Source organism: Arthrobacter livingstonensis, from assembly GCF_003219815.1.
GTDB lineage: Bacteria > Actinomycetota > Actinomycetes > Actinomycetales > Micrococcaceae > Specibacter > Specibacter livingstonensis.
The window spans coordinates 108,294-125,394 of the sequence record NZ_QJVD01000006.1 but is presented as its reverse complement, the minus strand read 5'-3'; the positions used below and the strand labels follow the sequence as shown (position 1 = coordinate 125,394).

At 64.2% G+C, this 17,101-nt stretch carries 22 protein-coding genes; 9 read left to right on the top strand and 13 right to left on the bottom strand.

Going from position 1 to position 17,101, the window contains the following annotated elements:
- Window positions 1-274 precede the first annotated feature (274 nt).
- The 3 genes from CVV68_RS07530 (at window position 275) to CVV68_RS07520 (ending at window position 1,526) form a co-directional block, all read left to right on the top strand.
- The gene (locus tag CVV68_RS07530; RefSeq protein ID WP_110500386.1) at window positions 275-856 is read left to right on the top strand and encodes a recombinase family protein; all 582 of its coding nucleotides are present in this window, start codon (window positions 275-277) and stop codon (window positions 854-856) included.
- Between the two features lie 279 nt (window positions 857-1,135).
- On the top strand, window positions 1,136-1,396 hold the full coding sequence (locus CVV68_RS23430) for a hypothetical protein (protein WP_170133110.1): 261 nt from the start codon (window positions 1,136-1,138) through the stop codon (window positions 1,394-1,396).
- Window positions 1,320-1,526, top strand: a complete 207-nt coding sequence (locus tag CVV68_RS07520; protein WP_110500464.1) for a type II toxin-antitoxin system RelE family toxin — start codon at window positions 1,320-1,322, stop codon at window positions 1,524-1,526. Before CVV68_RS23430 ends, CVV68_RS07520 begins: the two co-directional genes overlap by 77 nt.
- Window positions 1,527-1,707: 181 nt before the next feature.
- On the opposite strand, the gene CVV68_RS07515 is transcribed toward CVV68_RS07520, so the two are convergent.
- From CVV68_RS07515 to dnaB, 4 genes are all read right to left on the bottom strand, one after another.
- Window positions 1,708-2,073, bottom strand: coding sequence for a DUF4143 domain-containing protein (locus tag CVV68_RS07515; protein ID WP_497707307.1), 366 nt, complete (start codon window positions 2,071-2,073; stop codon window positions 1,708-1,710).
- Between the two features lie 77 nt (window positions 2,074-2,150).
- A complete protein-coding gene (locus tag CVV68_RS25130) occupies window positions 2,151-2,504 on the bottom strand; it encodes a DUF8612 domain-containing protein (protein WP_497707308.1) in 354 nt (117 codons plus the stop codon).
- A complete protein-coding gene (locus tag CVV68_RS24895) occupies window positions 2,447-2,962 on the bottom strand; it encodes an AAA family ATPase (protein WP_110500384.1) in 516 nt (171 codons plus the stop codon). Before CVV68_RS24895 ends, CVV68_RS25130 begins: the two co-directional genes overlap by 58 nt.
- A 78-nt stretch (window positions 2,963-3,040) precedes the next feature.
- Window positions 3,041-4,423 carry a replicative DNA helicase gene (gene dnaB, locus CVV68_RS07505; RefSeq protein ID WP_110500463.1) on the bottom strand — a complete coding sequence of 461 codons (1,383 nt, stop codon included), beginning with the start codon at window positions 4,421-4,423 and terminating at the stop codon, window positions 3,041-3,043.
- Window positions 4,424-5,131: 708 nt separating this feature from the next.
- Here dnaB and CVV68_RS07500 point away from each other — a divergent pair.
- Entirely contained in the window at window positions 5,132-5,332 is a 201-nt protein-coding gene (locus CVV68_RS07500; protein ID WP_110500383.1) for a hypothetical protein, read from the top strand.
- A gap of 70 nt (window positions 5,333-5,402) precedes the next feature.
- On the opposite strand, the gene rplI is transcribed toward CVV68_RS07500, so the two are convergent.
- From rplI to CVV68_RS23135, 5 genes are all read right to left on the bottom strand, one after another.
- Window positions 5,403-5,855: a 50S ribosomal protein L9 gene (rplI, locus tag CVV68_RS07495; RefSeq protein WP_110500382.1), complete on the bottom strand. Its 453-nt coding sequence runs from the start codon at window positions 5,853-5,855 to the stop codon at window positions 5,403-5,405.
- A gap of 15 nt (window positions 5,856-5,870) precedes the next feature.
- Window positions 5,871-6,110 carry a 30S ribosomal protein S18 gene (gene rpsR / locus CVV68_RS07490; protein ID WP_003800144.1) on the bottom strand — a complete coding sequence of 80 codons (240 nt, stop codon included), beginning with the start codon at window positions 6,108-6,110 and terminating at the stop codon, window positions 5,871-5,873.
- Window positions 6,111-6,196: 86 nt separating this feature from the next.
- Window positions 6,197-6,805, bottom strand: coding sequence for a single-stranded DNA-binding protein (locus tag CVV68_RS07485; RefSeq protein ID WP_110500381.1), 609 nt, complete (start codon window positions 6,803-6,805; stop codon window positions 6,197-6,199).
- Window positions 6,806-6,868: 63 nt separating this feature from the next.
- Window positions 6,869-7,174: a 30S ribosomal protein S6 gene (gene rpsF / locus CVV68_RS07480; RefSeq protein WP_110500380.1), complete on the bottom strand. Its 306-nt coding sequence runs from the start codon at window positions 7,172-7,174 to the stop codon at window positions 6,869-6,871.
- 208 nt (window positions 7,175-7,382) lie between these two features.
- Window positions 7,383-7,844, bottom strand: coding sequence for a hypothetical protein (locus CVV68_RS23135; protein ID WP_146238849.1), 462 nt, complete (start codon window positions 7,842-7,844; stop codon window positions 7,383-7,385).
- Window positions 7,845-7,946: 102 nt separating this feature from the next.
- Between CVV68_RS23135 and CVV68_RS23425 the strand changes: the two genes are divergently transcribed.
- From CVV68_RS23425 to CVV68_RS07460, 4 genes are all read left to right on the top strand, one after another.
- On the top strand, window positions 7,947-8,087 hold the full coding sequence (locus CVV68_RS23425) for a hypothetical protein (protein WP_170133116.1): 141 nt from the start codon (window positions 7,947-7,949) through the stop codon (window positions 8,085-8,087).
- Window positions 8,088-8,186: 99 nt separating this feature from the next.
- Complete coding sequence (locus CVV68_RS07470) at window positions 8,187-8,390, top strand: hypothetical protein (protein ID WP_110500378.1); 204 nt, start codon at window positions 8,187-8,189, stop codon at window positions 8,388-8,390.
- 5 nt (window positions 8,391-8,395) lie between these two features.
- Window positions 8,396-8,980, top strand: coding sequence for a Fic/DOC family protein (locus CVV68_RS07465; RefSeq protein WP_110500377.1), 585 nt, complete (start codon window positions 8,396-8,398; stop codon window positions 8,978-8,980).
- A gap of 53 nt (window positions 8,981-9,033) precedes the next feature.
- The gene (locus tag CVV68_RS07460) at window positions 9,034-9,684 is read left to right on the top strand and encodes a DUF1345 domain-containing protein (RefSeq protein ID WP_110500376.1); all 651 of its coding nucleotides are present in this window, start codon (window positions 9,034-9,036) and stop codon (window positions 9,682-9,684) included.
- A 77-nt stretch (window positions 9,685-9,761) separates the two neighbouring features.
- On the opposite strand, the gene CVV68_RS07455 is transcribed toward CVV68_RS07460, so the two are convergent.
- From CVV68_RS07455 to CVV68_RS07445, 3 genes are all read right to left on the bottom strand, one after another.
- The gene (locus tag CVV68_RS07455) at window positions 9,762-12,482 is read right to left on the bottom strand and encodes a hypothetical protein (protein WP_146238848.1); all 2,721 of its coding nucleotides are present in this window, start codon (window positions 12,480-12,482) and stop codon (window positions 9,762-9,764) included.
- A 164-nt stretch (window positions 12,483-12,646) separates the two neighbouring features.
- Window positions 12,647-13,921, bottom strand: a complete 1,275-nt coding sequence (locus CVV68_RS07450) for a M18 family aminopeptidase (protein ID WP_110500374.1) — start codon at window positions 13,919-13,921, stop codon at window positions 12,647-12,649.
- 41 nt (window positions 13,922-13,962) lie between these two features.
- Window positions 13,963-15,408, bottom strand: coding sequence for an MFS transporter (locus tag CVV68_RS07445; RefSeq protein WP_110500373.1), 1,446 nt, complete (start codon window positions 15,406-15,408; stop codon window positions 13,963-13,965).
- A 234-nt stretch (window positions 15,409-15,642) separates the two neighbouring features.
- Here CVV68_RS07445 and CVV68_RS07440 point away from each other — a divergent pair, with 234 nt between their 5' ends.
- Window positions 15,643-16,344 carry a helix-turn-helix transcriptional regulator gene (locus CVV68_RS07440; RefSeq protein WP_110500372.1) on the top strand — a complete coding sequence of 234 codons (702 nt, stop codon included), beginning with the start codon at window positions 15,643-15,645 and terminating at the stop codon, window positions 16,342-16,344.
- Between the two features lie 21 nt (window positions 16,345-16,365).
- On the opposite strand, the gene CVV68_RS07435 is transcribed toward CVV68_RS07440, so the two are convergent.
- A complete protein-coding gene (locus tag CVV68_RS07435; RefSeq protein ID WP_211320750.1) occupies window positions 16,366-17,052 on the bottom strand; it encodes a response regulator in 687 nt (228 codons plus the stop codon).
- Window positions 17,053-17,101: the final 49 nt, after the last annotated feature.

Below are 17,101 nucleotides of genomic sequence, written 5' to 3'. Positions count from 1 at the left end.
TTTGGCAATTGACCTCGCTCGCTAGGCCCGCTCCAACTCACCACACTCGAAGGTCGCTCTCGAGGACGGGGCGACAGGTTCATCTTTCATGATTGCTTCAGTCCAATCTGGGGCGCGTCTTGGAAATCTACAGTTTTTCGAGACACGGATGTCATGTTTTTGAGGATCGAAGTAATCGACGTCGTGCCGGGCGGCCGCGTGTCTCGGAAAGATGTCTCACCGTAAATCGTCTCAGCCGGGTGCTGGCCGGAGGTTTCTGAGGCACAATAGCCGGGTGAGACATCTCGGATACACGCGCGTGAGTACCTCGAGCCAGGACGCGAAGTTGCAGCTTGATGCGCTGGTTGCTGCGGGGGTTCAGAAACGTGATGTCTTCGCTGATTTCACTTCCGGAAGGAGGGCCGCGGTCGAGCGGCCCGGCATGAAGAGACTCCTCGAATACGCAGACGAAGGCGACACCGTCGTGGTCTGGCGGGTGGACAGGCTCGGCCGATCCTTGATCGATGTCTTGAACACGGTGAAGCTGCTGCGGGAACGTGGCATCCATGTCAGGTCAATCTCTGACGGGATTGACCCGGCCACGTCGACGGGAAGGCTGATGCTGAATATGCTTGCCACCCTCGCCGAGTACGAACGCGAACTGATTGTTGAGCGCGTTAATGCCGGCATCGCTGCGGCGAGGCAGAACGGAACACGGTTCGGGCGGCCATCGTCCGACCCGTTGGTCATTGCCGACAAGTTGGCTATCGCACGAGACGCCCGTGCCAACGGGCGGACAGCTGTGGACGCGGCCCGTCTGGTGGGCTGGAGCCGCGCGACGCTCTACCGCCACCAGCAGGCGGCTGCCCGGTCATGAAGCATCCGCTGTCCGCCGAAGAACGCGTTGCGCTGCTCCGGCAGCACTTCGACGACTGTGTTCCCCTCGCCAGGATCTCCGGTCAGACCGGCATCGCCCTCCGCACACTGCAACGATTGACGGCAGGACTCCGCGCTGGCGGGTCGGTCAAGACCCTGGGCCGCCAACCACGCTCGGACCGCGGGAGCCGTTCGCTCCCGCCCGAGATCATTGGCGCCATCGAAGGCCTCGCGCTCCGCCGCCCGGCACCGACCATCGCGTTCATCCACCGACGGATCTGTGCCGTCGCGCTCGACCGCGGTCTTTCCGCCCCCCGGCTACTCAACGGTCCGGGCGGTCGTTGCCGCCATCGATCCCGGTCTGCGCACGATCGCGCTTGAAGGCCACGCGGCCTACCGGGACCGTTTCGAGCTGGTGTTCCGGCGAACCGCCGGCCGCGCGAACGAGCAGTGGCAGTGCGACCATACCGAGTTGGACATCGAGATCGTCGACGCCGTCGGGGGCCGCGCACGCCCAGGATGCCCGGCCAGCTGGATGTAAGAAACTCGCTGGTGAAAGCAATGCCTGGCGAATCCGTGTTGGTGACTATCGAGTACTTTATGAAGTGCTCGACGAGGTTCTTGTCGTAAGCGTGGTCCGGGAGGCACACCGCCGTGAGGTCTACAAATAATCGTTCTCTCCTCCATTGACGAAGCGGCGGGCGCCGGATGGCCAACTCTCAACACGCACCATTGAGTGGAATGGCCCAGCGTGTTCAACCGACCGTCCCACAAGAGGTTCGGTTTGCGGGTGCCGCACCTCGAGCGTCGGCGCCAACAGCTTCACATGTTTCCACGCCCGTATGCTGCCCCTCAGGCGGTGAGTAACGTGAGCGGGATAACCGCCACGCCGTCTTGTCGACGATAGGCGTGGGCGCCGGTGTCGATGATGACGAGGTCCGCGATTTGGTCGGGGAGTGACTCGTTTAACCAGAGAAGGTGACGGACGTCGCGGTCGGTGATCGAGGACTTTAGCTTCACTTCAAAACCCACGGCTTCTGTGTGTCCTCGGTGGATAATGAAGTCAATCTCATGCCGCCCGTCATGGTCACGGAAGTGGGACACTTGCGCGTCGTTTGCCGCTGCATAGGTTTGGCGGCTGAGAGCTACGAGCGCTTCGAAGAAATCGCCGAGGCGAGTTCGGTCCCCATTGTTGGTTGTAGGCTCAGCGGCAGCCATCAGTTTGGCCTCGTTGAGGTTGAGTAGTCGCGCGGAAAGCGCCGGGTCGGCAAGAAAGTGCTTCGGCGCGAGGGCCGCTAGTGCCAGGAGCTTCTGACTGGGCGACCAGGCGTCGACTTGGTCGAGCAGATATAGGTTGCTGAGAACGTCACCGTAGGCAATCGAGGTTTTTTCGTTGGTCCTGCTGGTTCGCCTGGGTCGAGACTGGCGCCGATCTTGGCAAACGTGGTTGCGGAGGCGGTGGCCGAGGCATACCCTCGCAGCCGACCCCGCAGAAGTTCCGGCCGCCGGATGCGGTGCCCCTGTTCAGTGAAGTCGTGAGTGATGACACGCTCGATGTAATCATCTAGCCAAACTCCGCGGGCGCGATCACTCATCTGCCGAACCTGCGGGAAGCCAGAGGCGACGATCTCGCGGACATAGTCGCGCAGTTCGACGTCACTGGAACCGTGGATGTCAGGGATGTTTCCATTGAGCAGATCGCGGACCGAACGGTGGGCGTTGCCAAGTGGCGTTCCGCGATGGAGAGAAGCCGCATACGGAAACTGATGATACGCCCGGCACCGGAGTGGAGGTGGGCGCCCACAGGTGCAGCGCTGCCAGCCAGGATGAATCGTTCGCCGGTCGAGTCACTGTCGGCGAGGCGGCGGGCACGGTGCCATACCTCCGGGACATGTTGCCACTCATCAATGAGGACAGGGGTGTCCACCCTGCTCAGATACTTGGGATCCGCTTGGATTAGCTGCCGCATTTCAGGGAGGTCCAAGGCGAGAATTGTCTTCGCCCGCTCCCTGCCAGTCCACCTTATGGAGTGGTCTTGCTCCACCGTTGTGAGGGGACGGAACCACGGCGTAGGCGCAGCGGTTGGCGTTCCCCCGGCGGGACTCATTGAATTCAAAGCTAGGTTGGTTCCATCCGGCAGGTTCCTTAGCGTGAAATTCCGTACGGATCATCCTCAGACCCAGGGCTAGTACCCTCCGCCGCCGCTGTCACTGGCCATGTTGGCGAACCGTGAATAGTGGCCCTGGAACCCCACGACGATCGTCTTGGTGGGACCGTTGCGGTGCTTGGCCACGATCACGTCGGCCTCACCAGCCCTCGCGGACTCCTTGTCATAAATGTCCTCGCGGTGGAGCAGGATCACCATGTCCGCGTCCTGCTCAATCGAGCCCGATTCGCGGAGGTCGGACACCATGGGCTTCTTGTCCGTGCGCTGCTCGGAGCCACGGTTCAGCTGTGACAGTGCCACCACGGGTACCTGCAGTTCCTTGGCAAGGAGCTTCAGGGCGCGGGAGAACTCGGAGACTTCCTGCTGACGCGATTCCACCTTTTTGCCAGAGGACATGAGCTGGAGGTAGTCGAGGATGACCAGCTTGAGGTCGTGCTGCTGCTTCAAGCGGCGGCACTTGGCGCGGATCTCCATCAACGACATGTTAGGCGAATCGTCAATGAACAGCGGGGCGTCGTTCATCCTGCCCATGGTCGTGGCGATCTTGGACCACTGGTCATCCTTGACGGTTCCCTTGCGGAGGTCCTGCAGGCTGATGGTGGCCTCGGCGGAGAGCAGGCGCATGGCCAGCTCATTGCGGCCCATTTCCAGGGAGAACACCACGGTGGCCATATTGTGCGTGATGGCAGCCGAGCGGGCCCAGTCAAGTGCGAACGTACTTTTGCCCACGGCCGGCCTGGCGGCGATGACGATCATCTGTCCGGGGTGCAGGCCGTTGGTCAGTTCATCAAATTCATAGAAGCCTGTGGGGACACCGGTCATGCCTTCGCCCTTGTGGCCGGACGCCTCGATCTCATCCACCGTGGATTCCATGACGTCCTTGAGGATCACGTAGTCCTCGGTGGTGCGGCGCTCGGCCACGGCAAAGATCTCCGCCTGGGCGGCGTTCACCACATCCTCAACTTCGCCGTCCTGGGCATAGCCCATCTGGACGATCTTGGTGCCGGCGGTGACTAGGCGTCGCAGCACGGCGCGCTCGGCCACGATCTCGGCATAGAAGCCGGCGTTGGCGGCCGTGGGGACGGACTGGATCAACTGGTGGAGGTAGGCAGCCCCGCCAATCTTGCCGATTTCGGTGCGCTTGGTCAGTTCATCGGCCACGGTGACGGCGTCGGCGGGTTCGCCGCGGCCATAGAGATCAAGAATCGCCTCGTAAATGCTCTCATGGGAGGGCCGGTAGAAATCATTCCCGCGCAGGACCTCAACGACGTCGGCAATGGCATCCTTGGAAAGCATCATGCCGCCTAGGACGCTTTGTTCCGCTACGAGGTCCTGCGGAGGCGTCCGGGCAAAGTCCGGCTCCCTGGACGACTCCGCGGTGTCCCTTGCTGGAGCTGACATGACTTGTGCCCACTTTCGTACCTGCTGGTCTGACATAATTCGAAACCGCTGGGTTTCCGCGAGATTTCTTCCTCCCGTCCTACCAGCTCATAACGACATTATCGTCGCTCGGCGGAGGGGATCCCCTGCAACGGTAGACGCTCTGTGGACAACTACCAACCCCGTCATCCACCACCACTGTGGATAACTTGTGCATTAAGTGCCATGTCTTGTGCACAGGATGGGGAAAACAGTGTGGATAAGCGATGATTTGCATCACCCATATGGTTCTGACCTGCGCAAACGCTAGCTGCGGCCTGTGGAAGAAAAGAATTCATCATGCAACTCTCATCCACAACTTGCATGTTGACAACACCGAAAAACAGGGATAGCCAATGAGATATCCACAGTTATATGCCCACCCTGTGAATCATGGACACGCGGCGCGGGACGCTGACCTGCACTTATGCGGGCGAAGGCATGTACTCACGAGTAACCACGAACCGCTGGGCCGCCCCGCCGGCACCCGCTGCCCCTTGCCGAAGCCAGGCTCCCGCAGGACAATGGCTCCGGCAGGACACCCGGGCGGACGTGCCGGTGCATGGTCGGACCCCACTAGGCTGGTGGCAACATTAGGAGGCAACCGGTGGCGGTACCGAAGACAGCGGCACCGTCAGGGCACAACAAGACGCAACCCACCGCGCGGACGCCCGGGCCCTCATGGCGATGATGCACGAGGAAACCGGCGAGCCGCCCGGCGTCGACCATCTCCTGGAACGGCTGGGGACCGTCAAGAGCGGCTCAGCCTGCGTATACGTCAACAAGCTGGCCAACGTCGATCTGGGCGTGCTGCGGGAGCTCATCGGGACCACTTACCGGCACATGACGACGCAGGTCGTCGAATCCCTTCAGGCGCACAGAAACCTATAGCCGCGCAAGGACAGGCAAGGCCCGGCTCCCTCGCGGGAACCGGGCCTTGCCTGTGAAGCGTTGTCTTAGGCTACTTGCCTGCAACCACGTTCAGGGTGACTACGGCTGTGACGTCTTCGTAAAGACGGACATTTGCCTTGAACGTGCCAACCGACTTGATGTGGGTGGGCAGTTCAATCTTGCGCTTGTCGATGTTGCCGAGACCGGCAGCAGCAACAGCCTTTGCAACATCGTCAGTCTTGACGGTGCCGAACAGGCGTCCGGACTCGCCAGCCTTGACGGTCAGCGTGACCGGCTTGGCGGAGAGTGCTGCAGCCTGGGCCTGGGCAGCTTCAACGGAAGCGTGCTCGTGGGCGGCGCGGGCAGCCTTGATGGACTCAACCTGCTTCTCGCCACCCTTGGACCAGGGAAGGGCGAAACCGCGGGGCAGAAGAAAGTTACGTGCGTAACCGTTCTTTACCTCGACAATGTCACCTGAGGTACCGAGACCGGATACTTCGTGGGTCAAAATGAGCTTTGCCATGTTTATTTATCTCCCTTAACCGCGGCCAGCGCCGGAGTAGGGCAGCAGTGCAACTTCGCGGGCGTTCTTGATTGCCTGGGCGATTTTGCGCTGCTCCTGAACGGTGACACCCGTGACGCGGCGCGCACGGATCTTTCCACGGTCAGAGATGAATTTGCGCAGCAATGCTACGTCCTTGTAGTCGATGACAGTGATGTCAGCGGCCTTCAAGGGATTGGACTTTGGTTTGGGCTTACGGAGTTCAGCCTTAGCCATCGTGGAGCTCCTTAGTATTCGTGGAGCCCGTGGATATTAATCCGCGGGATGGTGTGCGTGCGGCGGTTGCCGCACTATTGATAGTGCTAGAAGGGGGGCTCGGAGTTGTCCGGACCCGCGCCCCAACCGGTGGAACCGCCGCCGGGCGTTGCCCAGGGGTCGTTCGCCGGTGCAGCCTGGGGCTGTTGCTGGCCGCCATTGCCGCCGAAGTTGCCTCCGCCGGAATTGCCGCCAAAACCACCCTGGCCGCCGGCAGCGTTTCCGCCGCCGAAGTTGCCGCCCTGGCCGCCGTTGCCGCCACCAAAGTTGTTCCCACCCTGACCGCCGGAGCGCTGGGTGCGGTTGACCTTGGCATTGGCGTAGCGCAGCGAGGGGCCGATCTCGTCGACCTCAAGCTCCATGACGGTGCGCTTTTCGCCTTCTTTGGTGTCGTAGGTCCGCGACTTCAGCCGGCCGGAGACAATGACGCGGGTGCCCTTGGTGAGGGACTCGGCCACGTTCTCGGCCGCTTCACGCCAGATTGACGCGCGGAGGAACAGCGTTTCGCCGTCCTTCCATTCGTTGCTCTGCCGGTCAAGGGTCCGCGGAGTCGACGCAATGGTGAAGTTCGCTACTGCCGAACCGCTCGGTGTGAACCGGAGTTCTGGGTCGCTGGTGAGATTACCAATGACCGTGATAGTGGTTTCGCCTGCCATCTGCTCCTGCTTCCTGCTTGGGTGTTTTCCTACGGTGAAAGAACGAAAGGTGGGGGACCGAAATTACTCGGCAACCACTTTCTGCTCTTCCGGACGGGTGATCTTGGTGCGCAGGATGGTCTCGTTGAGGCCAAGCTGGCGGTCAAGTTCCTGGGCGGTAGCCGGGGCAGCAGTGAAATTCACTACGGCGTAGATACCTTCAGCCTTCTTCTGGATCTCGTACGCCAGACGGCGACGGCCCCAGATGTCAACCTTTTCGATGGTTCCACCATCGTTGGTGATGACATTGAGGAACTTCTGAAGCGACGACTCTACGGTACGCTCTTCGACCTCGGGGTCGATGATTACCATCAATTCGTAAGGACGCATATGTGAACCCACCTCCTTTGGGCTGGGCGGTTACGGTCTTTCCGTAACAGGAGGTTCATTTGCGGTGCCTGCGCCACTCTCGGACCAGGGCTTGTGGCCCGGTCCGGTGCCAGCACAGACTTGTCCATCTTACAGGACGCACGACGGCGGCCGGTCGCCCCTGTGCGTAACCCTCGCCACAGGGGCGACCGGGGCGATGCGACCACTTTCAATCCGAATTTGTTCTCCTTGGCTCGGGTCGGTCAAGCGTAATGCCCGCCTCGTCCGATGCCGATGAGGCCGTGGAGATTCGACTCGCTGAAATTCTCGCCACGGGAGAGTGACATTGATGCCGGACAAGTACACCTATCCGGGCACCGACATCCTCATCAATATCGCGGGAATCCGGGATCAGAGGCTTCTCGATCCAGCTGAAGAGGACTTGGCCGGAATCGGGCTCGCCCGATTCCGGGAGCACCCGATCCCCGGGTCGTTCGACTTCCCACACCTGCGGGCCATCCACCGTCGCCTCGTAGGACGGCTCTATTCGTGAACTGGTGAAATCCGAACCACGGACACGCAGGCCATGGGAACAGGGGTTGCGCATTGCCGCCCCGAGTTCATTGAGTCTTTTGGCAAGGATGTGTTTGCCGGCATCGTTGCTGACAACTTCCTGCTCAATTTGGGCCATGACACCCTTACCGCACGCCTTGCCCATCATTGAGGCGAGCTGACAGCCCTTCACCCGGTCCGGGACGGCAACACACGCAGCCAGTCGGCATTCTTTGACCAGATGACCACGCAGGCCGGTTGGAAGATCCACTGGGACAAGCTGGGCCTGGACGGCGCCATAGAGGCACGCATCATCGCTATTTCCCGAGGCTCCGAACTATTGCGGGACCTCCTGTCACCGGCCATCACCACCCTCCACTGAAGGCACGGCCAATGAGCCGTCCCTCTCTTCCACCCGAAGCCTGCCGACGCGCATAGAGTGAGCCTTAGAAGACAGGACCGGCCCAGAAGGAATTCGCAGATGCCAGCAGCGCAGAACCCCAGCGGTTTGGACGAGCAGGAAGTCGCCAAGGGCATGGAATTCGCCGCCGCCATCCGGGAATTTGCCGGCGGGCGGCCGGACGGCCGTTCCCAGCGCCTCGCCCGAAGGATCCTGCGGGGCACCTCCACCCATGATTCGGCGGTCCGCCGCTACCTCGCCGCCACCCTCCCGGAGGTACAGTAACTGCCATGCCTGACCGATATACCTACCCCAATTCCGAGGTGCTCCGGAACAAGTTCAGCCTCGTTGACCAGTTTGGGCTGAGCCGGGTCGAGAACGGGCTGGTGGAGCTCGGGCTGGCCTCGCTGGCCGCGGCACCGGCGGATCCGACCTTCACGTTCGGGCACCTGCAGGCCATCCACCGGCGGCTGTTTGGCGAGCTCTATGAATGGGCCGGCACGTTCCGGCAGACGGACAGGGCGGCCAGGGGCACCGGCGTCGTCCATTGCCGCCCGGAATTCCTTGAGTCCGCGGCCGACGACGTGTTTGGCGCTTTGAAGACTGAGGACTTCCTGACGGGGCTGGACCGCGACGCCTTTGCCGTGGCGGTGGCCCGCCACTGGGGTGCGATGGCCGTGCTGGATCCATTTCGGGACGGCAACATCCGCAGCCAGGCTGTGTTCCTGGAGCAGCTGGCCCGCAGCGCCGGATGGTCCATCAACTGGGGTGCCCTGGACCCGGACTGGGTCAAGGAGGCACGGATGGGCGCCGCCGCCGGGAACCCCGGCCTGCTGGGAAAACTCCTCGCCCGCGCCACCGGCCCGCTTCCCTGAGGGGCGGGGCGCGGCTCCGGCGGAGCGGCCCCGCTCCGTGGCATGATCACCCCATGGACTCCAGCACTTCGCAACGGACGCGGCACCGCCGGCTGCGCCTCGCCGGCATGGTGGCCGGCGGCGCCCTCGCCGCGGCGGCCACCGGCATCTTTGGCGCGTGGGTCTACGCCCCCGCCGTGGGTTGGACCGTCGCGGCCCTGGTCTACAACCTCTGGGTGTGGCTCACCATTGCCCCCATGGACAATGCCCGCACGGCGGCGCACGCCCAGGAGGAGGACCCCGGGCGCAACACCTCGGACCTGCTGATCCTGCTGGCCGCGGTAGGCTCGCTGGCCGCCGTCGTGCTGGTGATCGTGGGCAGCAAGGACGTGGCGGGCAGCGGCAAGTTCCTGCTGGCGCTGCTGGCCATGACGTGCACGGCGATGTCATGGCTGCTGGTGCACACCCTGTTCACGCTGCGCTATGCGGAGATTTACTATGGCGGCGAGCCCGGCGGAATCAGCTTCAACCAGGACGAACCCCCGCAGTACACGGACATCGCGTACATGGCGTTCAGCGTTGGCATGACCTACCAGGTCTCGGACACCAACATCACCACGCGCGCCATGCGGTCCGCCGCGCTCCGGCACAGCCTCCTCGCATTTGTGTTTGGCACCGGCATCCTGGCCACCACCATCAACCTGGTCGTGAGCCTGGCCCAGTAGCCAACAAGGGAGGGACGACGCCGGTGATTGCCGATGCCGTCCCTCCCCCCGAGGTGCCGTGCCCGGGTCAGGTGCTGTCAGTTCGCGAATGAGACGGTCAGGGTTTCGCCGTCTAGGGCGACCTTGCCGCTGACCTGGATGCTGATGTCGCTTTCAGAGTCCTTTTCCCACTTGGGCGTGCCGAAGCCGTAAGAGCTGTCGCGCTCAAAGCTCACCGTTGCGGCCCCGGCCTTGTCGGTGGACAGGTACCAGGTGCCCTCACCGTAGGAAGCGGCCGTCACTGTCGGTCGTGTGGCAACCTTCCACACAACGTTGCGCACCTTGCCCGAGGTGTACCGGCTGAAGGGACACCCTTCGGGCCGGATGTCCGTGGACTTTTCACACGTGGTGAGCATGCTGTTCACTTGCGCCTGGACCTCCTTGCCGAACGCCTCGTTGGGCCGCGTCTCCAGCGTTGCCGGCATTGACGGCGCCTGCTCACCAAGCCGGGCGTCGACGGTCACGGGATCGGCCGAAAGGTACTTGGAGGACGCGGGCAGCCCCACGGTGTAGCTTCCGGGAAAGGCGGGTAGACGGAGCACGCCGCTGTCGCTGGTGCCACTGTTGCCAACCTTGACGTCGACTCCGTTGACGGTCACGGAGTCAGCCTGTCCCGGCACTGCAACGGCCACGGAGCCCATCGGCACGTTTTGCAGGCACCAGTGCGGGTCCAGGAAACCCGGGTTCTTCTTCACGAGGCTAAAGGTGAGCGGGACCTTTGTGCCGTTTTGGCGCAGTTCGGCCCGGACGGTTGCGCCGTCCCCGTCCACCGTGGTGGAGACGATGCTGTAGCTGTCCACACGCTTTGCAGCTTTCGCATAGATGGCATTGGAGAGCAGGCCGCGCTGGTCGTTGGGAATGCTGGGATCCCCGATTTCCATGGCCCTGGCGGCATCACCGGCAACGACGGCATCCAGGAACCCGGAGACCGCCTTGTCGGGGCCGTGGGAGCCGCGAACCACGTTCACGGCCACCGTTGCGCCGATGGCAAGGACGGCCACCAGGGCGATGGCGCCACCGACGAGCGCAAGGCTGCGCTTGGCCTTCTTGGACATCGGAGGCCGGGGCACGACGACGGGTGCCGGCGGCTCCGGGTTGCCGGGATCTCGAGGCAGGGCCGTTGCGGCGCGTGCCGGATCGACGGGTGTGGCGACAGGAGCCTCTCCGTGGCCCTGGGCCTGGGCGCGGGCCTGGGAAAGGTTCGCAGCCGGGGTGCCGGCCTGGACCTGGAACCCGGTGTCATGGAGGGCCGAGGGATACTTTTGTACGAAGGCGACAAGGGCTGCGGGCAGGACCGGGGCCAGCTTCGGTGCCAGGAATCTGGAGGCAGCATCCGTCGCCCCACCCCACGCGAGCATCAGGAACGGGGTCCACCATGCCAACCCGATACCCGCGGAACCGCTGGCCAGGGATCCTGCGTGTCCGCTTGCGGAGACCGATCCCAGCCAGGTGACGAATGTGCCGGTGATCAGGAACACGACGGGCAGGTAGACCCAGCTCAGGGGGTTCGACGGCGATTGCGCACCACGCCGCAGGTACCAGCAGGTGGCAGCGGCGCACATGGCCAACAAAGCGAGCACGACCAGCAGCCCGCCGGCCCAAGCCGGAATCCCGAAATCGTCCAGGCCGGCGACCGCGTATCCGTAGGCGCTCTGCGACGAACTTCCCAATCCTCCGCCGAGGCTGCCCTCGGCGGAGCGGCCAAAAGCCGCCAGGTGCCCCATGCCGAACAGGAGCAGCCCTGCCGTGGGTGCCCACAGCGGGAAGGAGAGAAATGCCGCCCACCCTGCCTTGACGCCTACGACGGCCACGACTACGGGGACCGCGATGACGACGAATGCGCCCAGATGCACGGTGGCGGCGAGCACTGCGTCACGCAGCAGGGAGCGCAGGTAGGCGACCCGCCCGGAGACGGTCTTTTGATCCCGACGTTCGGTCCGGGCGGCGATGCCTACCAACAGCGCGACGATGAAGGCGACGAAGATCGAGGCGAAATTTCCGGCATTGAGATTGATGGCGGCATGCTCGGACGCCGTGATCTTGATCGATGCCGCCGTGGCGATAACATTCAGCAGCAATGAAAAGGCAATGCCGCCCACCACAGCTTGCGCCCAGCGCTGCAGCCTGCCGGATGACGGCGCCAGCCGCTCAGCCAGCCTGGAGCCCCAGAAAAGTGCCACGACGGAAATGGCGGTGAGCGCCAGCGGCACCATGGTGATCCCGATGGTTGCCTGCACGCTACCAAACATGCCCGCATCGATCGACACGGCGCCACTCAGCGAACCGAGCATGCCCAGGGCGGGCAGCTGGGCCGCGAACTGGAACAAGATGGACCACGGCGACGGAAGGTCGCTGTTGGAAACCAGCGGGTTGCTGGGCACGTCGATGGAATCGGAGGACCCGGTGGCAGCCAATCCCACAACAGCGAGCAGCGTCAGCAACAGGGCCACCACGAGCGTGGCCACATAGGCGCCCGCCCCGGCCACCGCTCCCGTCCACCACCGGGCCGGCACCAGGGATGCCGGCAAACGGGTCCCTTTGTCGTGGTTGCCCGCCGAGATGACCGCCGGATGAGGCCCTGCAGCCGGCACTTCGGTTGGTTCGGCTGCCGGGGCGGCCGGCAGGTCCGGGGCGGCGGCCCCGCCCACCCCCGCCATTGCGGGCGGAGCCGGACTGCCCACTCCTGGTTCTTCGGACCCTTGCGGGTTTTGGAACTGGGACAGTTCCCCAGTGTCTGGCTCGTGCGGCGTCTGCGTCACGCGGTCCCCCATATCGTATGCGTGTTACGTCAATATTGACCTGTGCGGCGCCGCCCGTGGCGGCGCCGCCCCTAATACCCTATTCGTTCAGGGCTCACGCAGACAACGTGGAGGAAACACTGAGGCTGTATTGAGGATTCCTGCTTGCACCGCAGCCTAACTGCCTACACCGCCGTCCGGAAGAAGGTCTCCGCGATGCGGGCCAGGTGGAAGGGGTCGTCCACGCCGCACAGCTCCCTTGCCGAGTGCATCGACAGCAGGGGAGTGCCCACGTCCACGGTGCGGATGCCCAAGCGTGTGGCGGTCAGCGGGCCGATGGTGGAGCCGCACGGGACGTCGTTGTTGGAGACAAACTCCTGGTAGGGGGCGCCCGCCGCGCTGCACAGCCCGGCCCAGATCGCGGCACCCGTCGCGTCGGTCGCGTAGCGCTGGTTAGCGTTGATCTTCAGCAGCGGACCGCCGTTGAGCACGGGCAGGTTGGCCGGGTCGTGGCGTTCCGAGTAGTTCGGGTGGACCGCGTGCCCGGCGTCGGCGGAGACGCAGAAGGAATTGGCGAAGGCACGACGCCGGTCGCTCACCGAGGCGCCCAGCCCGTCAGACACCCGGGTCAGGATGTCCTCCAGGATCGGGCCGCACGCGCCCGAGCGCGAACCCGAGCCAATCTCCTCATGGTCAAAGGCGGCCAGCACGGGGACGACGGTGCCGGCGGTTGCCTGGGAGGCGTTGATCAGCGCCGTCAGGCCCGCGTGGACGGAAGTCAGGTTGTCCATGCGGCCGGCGGCGAAGAATTCATTGTTGGCGCCAAACACCTGGCCCGGCTGCGTGTCCGCCACCACGATGTCATAGCCGCCAATCGTGGCCACATCCACGCCCGCCCTGTCCGCCAGCAGCCCGAGCAGGTCCTCCTTGCCGGGATGACCCTGGCCCCAGACCGGGTTCATGTGCTGCTGCCTGTCCAGCTTCAGCCCGTCGTTGGCGGCGCGGTCCAGGTGGATGGCCAGTTGCGGGAAGCGCAGCAGCGGCCCGGTGGCCACGAGCGATTCCGTGCCGTCAAGGTCCACCAGGCGGCCCGCCAACTGCAGCTCGCGGTCCAGCCACGAGTTCAGCAGCGGCCCGCCGTACACTTCCACGCCCGCCTGGAGCCAGCCGAAGCGCCCCGTGGTGGGTTTTGGCTTGAGCTTAAACGACGGCGAATCCGTGTGGGCGCCCAGGATATTGAACCCGGTGGTCGCGGTTGCGTCTTCCGGGGTGACCCAAGCGATGAGCGCACCGTCGCGGATGACAAAGTGCCTGCCGTGCCGGGGCCATTCGGCGGACTCCAGCAGCCGGGTGAAGCCGGCCGCCTCGAGCCGCCGGCCGGCCTCGTGCGCCGCGTGAAAGCTCGACGGCGACGCCTCAATGTAGTCGCGAAGGTCCAGGATGTGCTCAACAGAAGTCATGCTCCGATTCAATCACGGCCCGGCGCCGGCCCGGGAGCCCGTCAGGGCGAGATCACGTCGAGCGGACGGTTGCGGGTGTGCGGGGTGAACTGGACCAGAATCGAGGCCACCACAATGAATACGGAAATCAGCATGAACGCCCAGAAGACTGACATGTGCGGCAGGAACGGCGCAATCACCAAGACCCCGATGCCACCGCCGATGTGCCCCACACCGTCTACCAATGCGAAGCCGGTGGTCCGGGCCCGGGTGGGGAAACTTTCCGCGGTGAGCGCGTAGGTCGGCGACACCCAGAGGTTGAAGCCAGCGAAGATCAGGATGGCTCCGATGAAGGAGACGGTGATGGTGGTTCCGGCCGCGGCGATGAGGATGCCTCCGATAATCGTCACCGCTGCGCCAATGGGCAGCCAGAACCGCCGCTCGAGCTTCTCCACCAGGAACGACATGATGATGGCCTCGGCCACGAAGCCGATGGTGCCGACGGCGGCTATCACCCCGGCCTCGGGCGGCGGGAAGCGCAGCGCCGTCAGGATGCTGGTGAACCCCGAGGCATACGCATAGACGGTGATGTAGCCGATGAACCAGACGGCGAACAGCAGCACGATCCGCCGGAGGTAGAGCGGGCTGGTGAACAGGTCGCGGTACGGCATTTTCGACGGCGGCGGCGGAAGGGCTGCGGCGTCTGCCAGCACCGGCTCGCGCAAGTCCCCGTGCCGGACGGCCCGGGACTCCATCGCGCTGACGACCTCGTCCGCTTCCCTGACCCGGCCATGGCCGATCAGCCAGCGGGGGGACTCCGGCAACTGCACCCGCAGGACGATGGCGACCAGGGCCAGCAGCGCGCCCACACCGTACATCCAACGCCAGCCGTTGGCGAACCCCGGTCCGGCCACGGCGAACGGCAGCCCCAGCGGCCACGGCGTGGACGGCGTGGTAAGGATCAGTCCAAGCCAGATTCCCACGAACGCGCCCAGCGCCGACATGATGAAGATGATGGTGGTGAATTTTGCCCGGGCGCGCCGGGGCGCCACTTCGTTGATGTAGGTGTTCACGATGGCCAGGTCCGCGCCGATGCCAATGCCGGTGATGACGCGGGCGATGTTGAAGTTGACGTACCCCGGTGCCAGGGCGTTGTAGAGCGAGCCGAGTCCGGTGATGAGCATGGTGATCAGCAGCATGTTCCGCCGTCCCACCTTGTCAGCGTACGGGCTCAGGACCAGGGTGCCCACCACGTAGCCGGCCAGGTTCAGCACAACGGGGTATGGCAGGGCGCCCAGGGCATTCTCCGGGGTGCAGCCGGGCTTCAGGTCGACACACGTCTGGATAAAGGAGACGTTGATGTCGAAAATATCGTAAAAGGTGAACAGGAATCCGAGGCCGATGATTCCAATAAAAACGTAAGACAGGGACCAGACGTCAAGGCGTTCGAGCCTGGCGATGATCAGCTGTCCGGGGGTTGGCGCAATATGTTCCTTGGGAGAATCCATGATATGTTCCGCCGTCGACCAGTTGCTGTTATGGCAATGGTAACCCCATTTGGAAACGGGGAAACGTGCCGGACCACAATAAATATCTGGGTGGGAAACACGCCGCCGCCGGGCAGTCAGGCCTCAATCCCTCCACCGGCAAGGTCCAGCCGGGCCCGCCGGCAGTGAAGGGACCGACCCGCACAGCCGCCCCAAAGCAGGTCCGCCACCGGAAACCCCCGCTAGGCTTGGCCCGTGAACCGCACCGACCGCCTCTACGCCCTCGTGGAAGAGCTGCGCGCAGTCTCGCCCCGCCCACGCAGTGCACGCTGGCTCGCCGAACGCTTCGAGGTCAGCACGCGCACCATGGAACGGGACATCGGTGCCTTGCAGCAGTCAGGCGTGCCGATTTGGGCCGAGCCCGGCAGGACGGGTGGCTACTGCCTCGACAAGGCGAGGACACTGCCGCCGGTGAACCTGACTCCCGGGGAGGCCGTAGCCATGGCCGTGGCGCTGCACCGGATGAAGGCCACGCCGTTTCGCTCGACGGCGTCGTCGGCCTTGCGGAAGCTCGTCGCGGCCATGCAGCCCGGTGACGCCGAAACCGCCCGGCGACTGGCCGGAAGCATCCACCTGCTTGACTCCTCCGCCACCGTCCCTGCGGGCACACCGCGCGCCGTTGCCGATGCCGCAGCCACCGGCCGCGTGCTGCGCATCAATTACACTGACCGCGGCGGCTCCGTCAGCGAACGCGAGGTCGAGCCGATGGGCTATGTCGTCAAGGACGGCGACTGGTACCTCGTGGCATGGTGCCGGCTCCGCAATGCCCTGCGCGTCTTTCGCACCGACAGAATCACCTCCGCGTTTGCCACGAATGAAGTTCCCGAGCCCCGGCCCTTGACCAGCGAGGACCTGGCCATCCCCTACGGGACGGTACGGCCGCTCGACCTGGGCTGATGGTGCCGGTGCGTCTCCGGCTCAGTAGTCCGGGTTGCTCGGGGTGACCATGCCCGTCTCGTAGGCGTACACCACCACCTGCACGCGGTCGCGCAGGTGCAGCTTCGTCAGGATCCGCCGCACATGCGTCTTGACGGTCGCCTCGGACAGAAACAGCTGGTGGGCAATCTCGGCGTTGGAGAGGCCCTGGGAAATGGACTGTGCCACTTCCAGCTCCCGCGGCGTCAGTTCATCGAGCAGCGGGTCCCTCGGCATGGGCGTACGGGCGGGCCGGGAGCGCACAAAGTTCTCCAGGAGCCGCTGCGTGACGCGGGGTGCCACCACGGCGTCCCCGCTGGCCACCAGGCGAACGGCATTGACCAGTTCTGCAGGGGCCACGTCCTTCAAAAGGAACGCCGAGGCCCCGGCCTGCAGCCCGGCAAACGCGTACTCGTCCAGGTCAAAGGTGGTCAGGATGATGACGCGGGCCTCGGAAGCGGATCCGGAAATCCTGCCCGTGGCCTCGATCCCGTCCATGAGCGGCATGCGCACGTCCATGAGGACCACATCCGGTGCCAGCCGGTCGACGGCGGCCAGCGCTTCGATCCCGTTGGAGGCTTCCCCCACGACGGTGAGATCGTCCTCGCCCTCCAGAATCAGCCGGAACCCCATGCGCAGCAGGGGCTGGTCATCCACGAGCAGGACCTTGATGGGTTCGGCGTTCAACATGTTCTCCTGGTGTCCTTCATTGGCGGGGTGTCCTTCATTGGCGTGCCCT

Excerpts from the sequence above, each read along its gene's own strand:
- CVV68_RS24895 (WP_110500384.1), bottom strand. The coding sequence starts at position 2,962 with ATGAGTCCCGCCGGGGGAACGCCAACCGCTGCGCCTACGCCGTGGTTC.
- rpsR (WP_003800144.1), bottom strand. The coding sequence starts at position 6,110 with ATGGCTAAGGCTGAACTCCGTAAGCCCAAACCAAAGTCCAATCCCTTG.
- CVV68_RS07515 (WP_497707307.1), bottom strand. The coding sequence starts at position 2,073 with ATGGCTGCCGCTGAGCCTACAACCAACAATGGGGACCGAACTCGCCTC.
- CVV68_RS23425 (WP_170133116.1), top strand. The coding sequence starts at position 7,947 with ATGACCACGCAGGCCGGTTGGAAGATCCACTGGGACAAGCTGGGCCTG.
- CVV68_RS07445 (WP_110500373.1), bottom strand. The coding sequence starts at position 15,408 with ATGGATTCTCCCAAGGAACATATTGCGCCAACCCCCGGACAGCTGATC.
- rpsF (WP_110500380.1), bottom strand. The coding sequence starts at position 7,174 with ATGCGTCCTTACGAATTGATGGTAATCATCGACCCCGAGGTCGAAGAG.
- CVV68_RS07500 (WP_110500383.1), top strand. The coding sequence starts at position 5,132 with ATGCACGAGGAAACCGGCGAGCCGCCCGGCGTCGACCATCTCCTGGAA.
- CVV68_RS07465 (WP_110500377.1), top strand. The coding sequence starts at position 8,396 with ATGCCTGACCGATATACCTACCCCAATTCCGAGGTGCTCCGGAACAAG.
- CVV68_RS07460 (WP_110500376.1), top strand. The coding sequence starts at position 9,034 with ATGGACTCCAGCACTTCGCAACGGACGCGGCACCGCCGGCTGCGCCTC.
- CVV68_RS07435 (WP_211320750.1), bottom strand. The coding sequence starts at position 17,052 with ATGTTGAACGCCGAACCCATCAAGGTCCTGCTCGTGGATGACCAGCCC.
- rplI (WP_110500382.1), bottom strand. The coding sequence starts at position 5,855 with ATGGCAAAGCTCATTTTGACCCACGAAGTATCCGGTCTCGGTACCTCA.
- CVV68_RS07485 (WP_110500381.1), bottom strand. The coding sequence starts at position 6,805 with ATGGCAGGCGAAACCACTATCACGGTCATTGGTAATCTCACCAGCGAC.
- CVV68_RS07450 (WP_110500374.1), bottom strand. The coding sequence starts at position 13,921 with ATGACTTCTGTTGAGCACATCCTGGACCTTCGCGACTACATTGAGGCG.
- dnaB (WP_110500463.1), bottom strand. The coding sequence starts at position 4,423 with ATGTCAGCTCCAGCAAGGGACACCGCGGAGTCGTCCAGGGAGCCGGAC.
- CVV68_RS23135 (WP_146238849.1), bottom strand. The coding sequence starts at position 7,844 with ATGGCCCAAATTGAGCAGGAAGTTGTCAGCAACGATGCCGGCAAACAC.
- CVV68_RS07470 (WP_110500378.1), top strand. The coding sequence starts at position 8,187 with ATGCCAGCAGCGCAGAACCCCAGCGGTTTGGACGAGCAGGAAGTCGCC.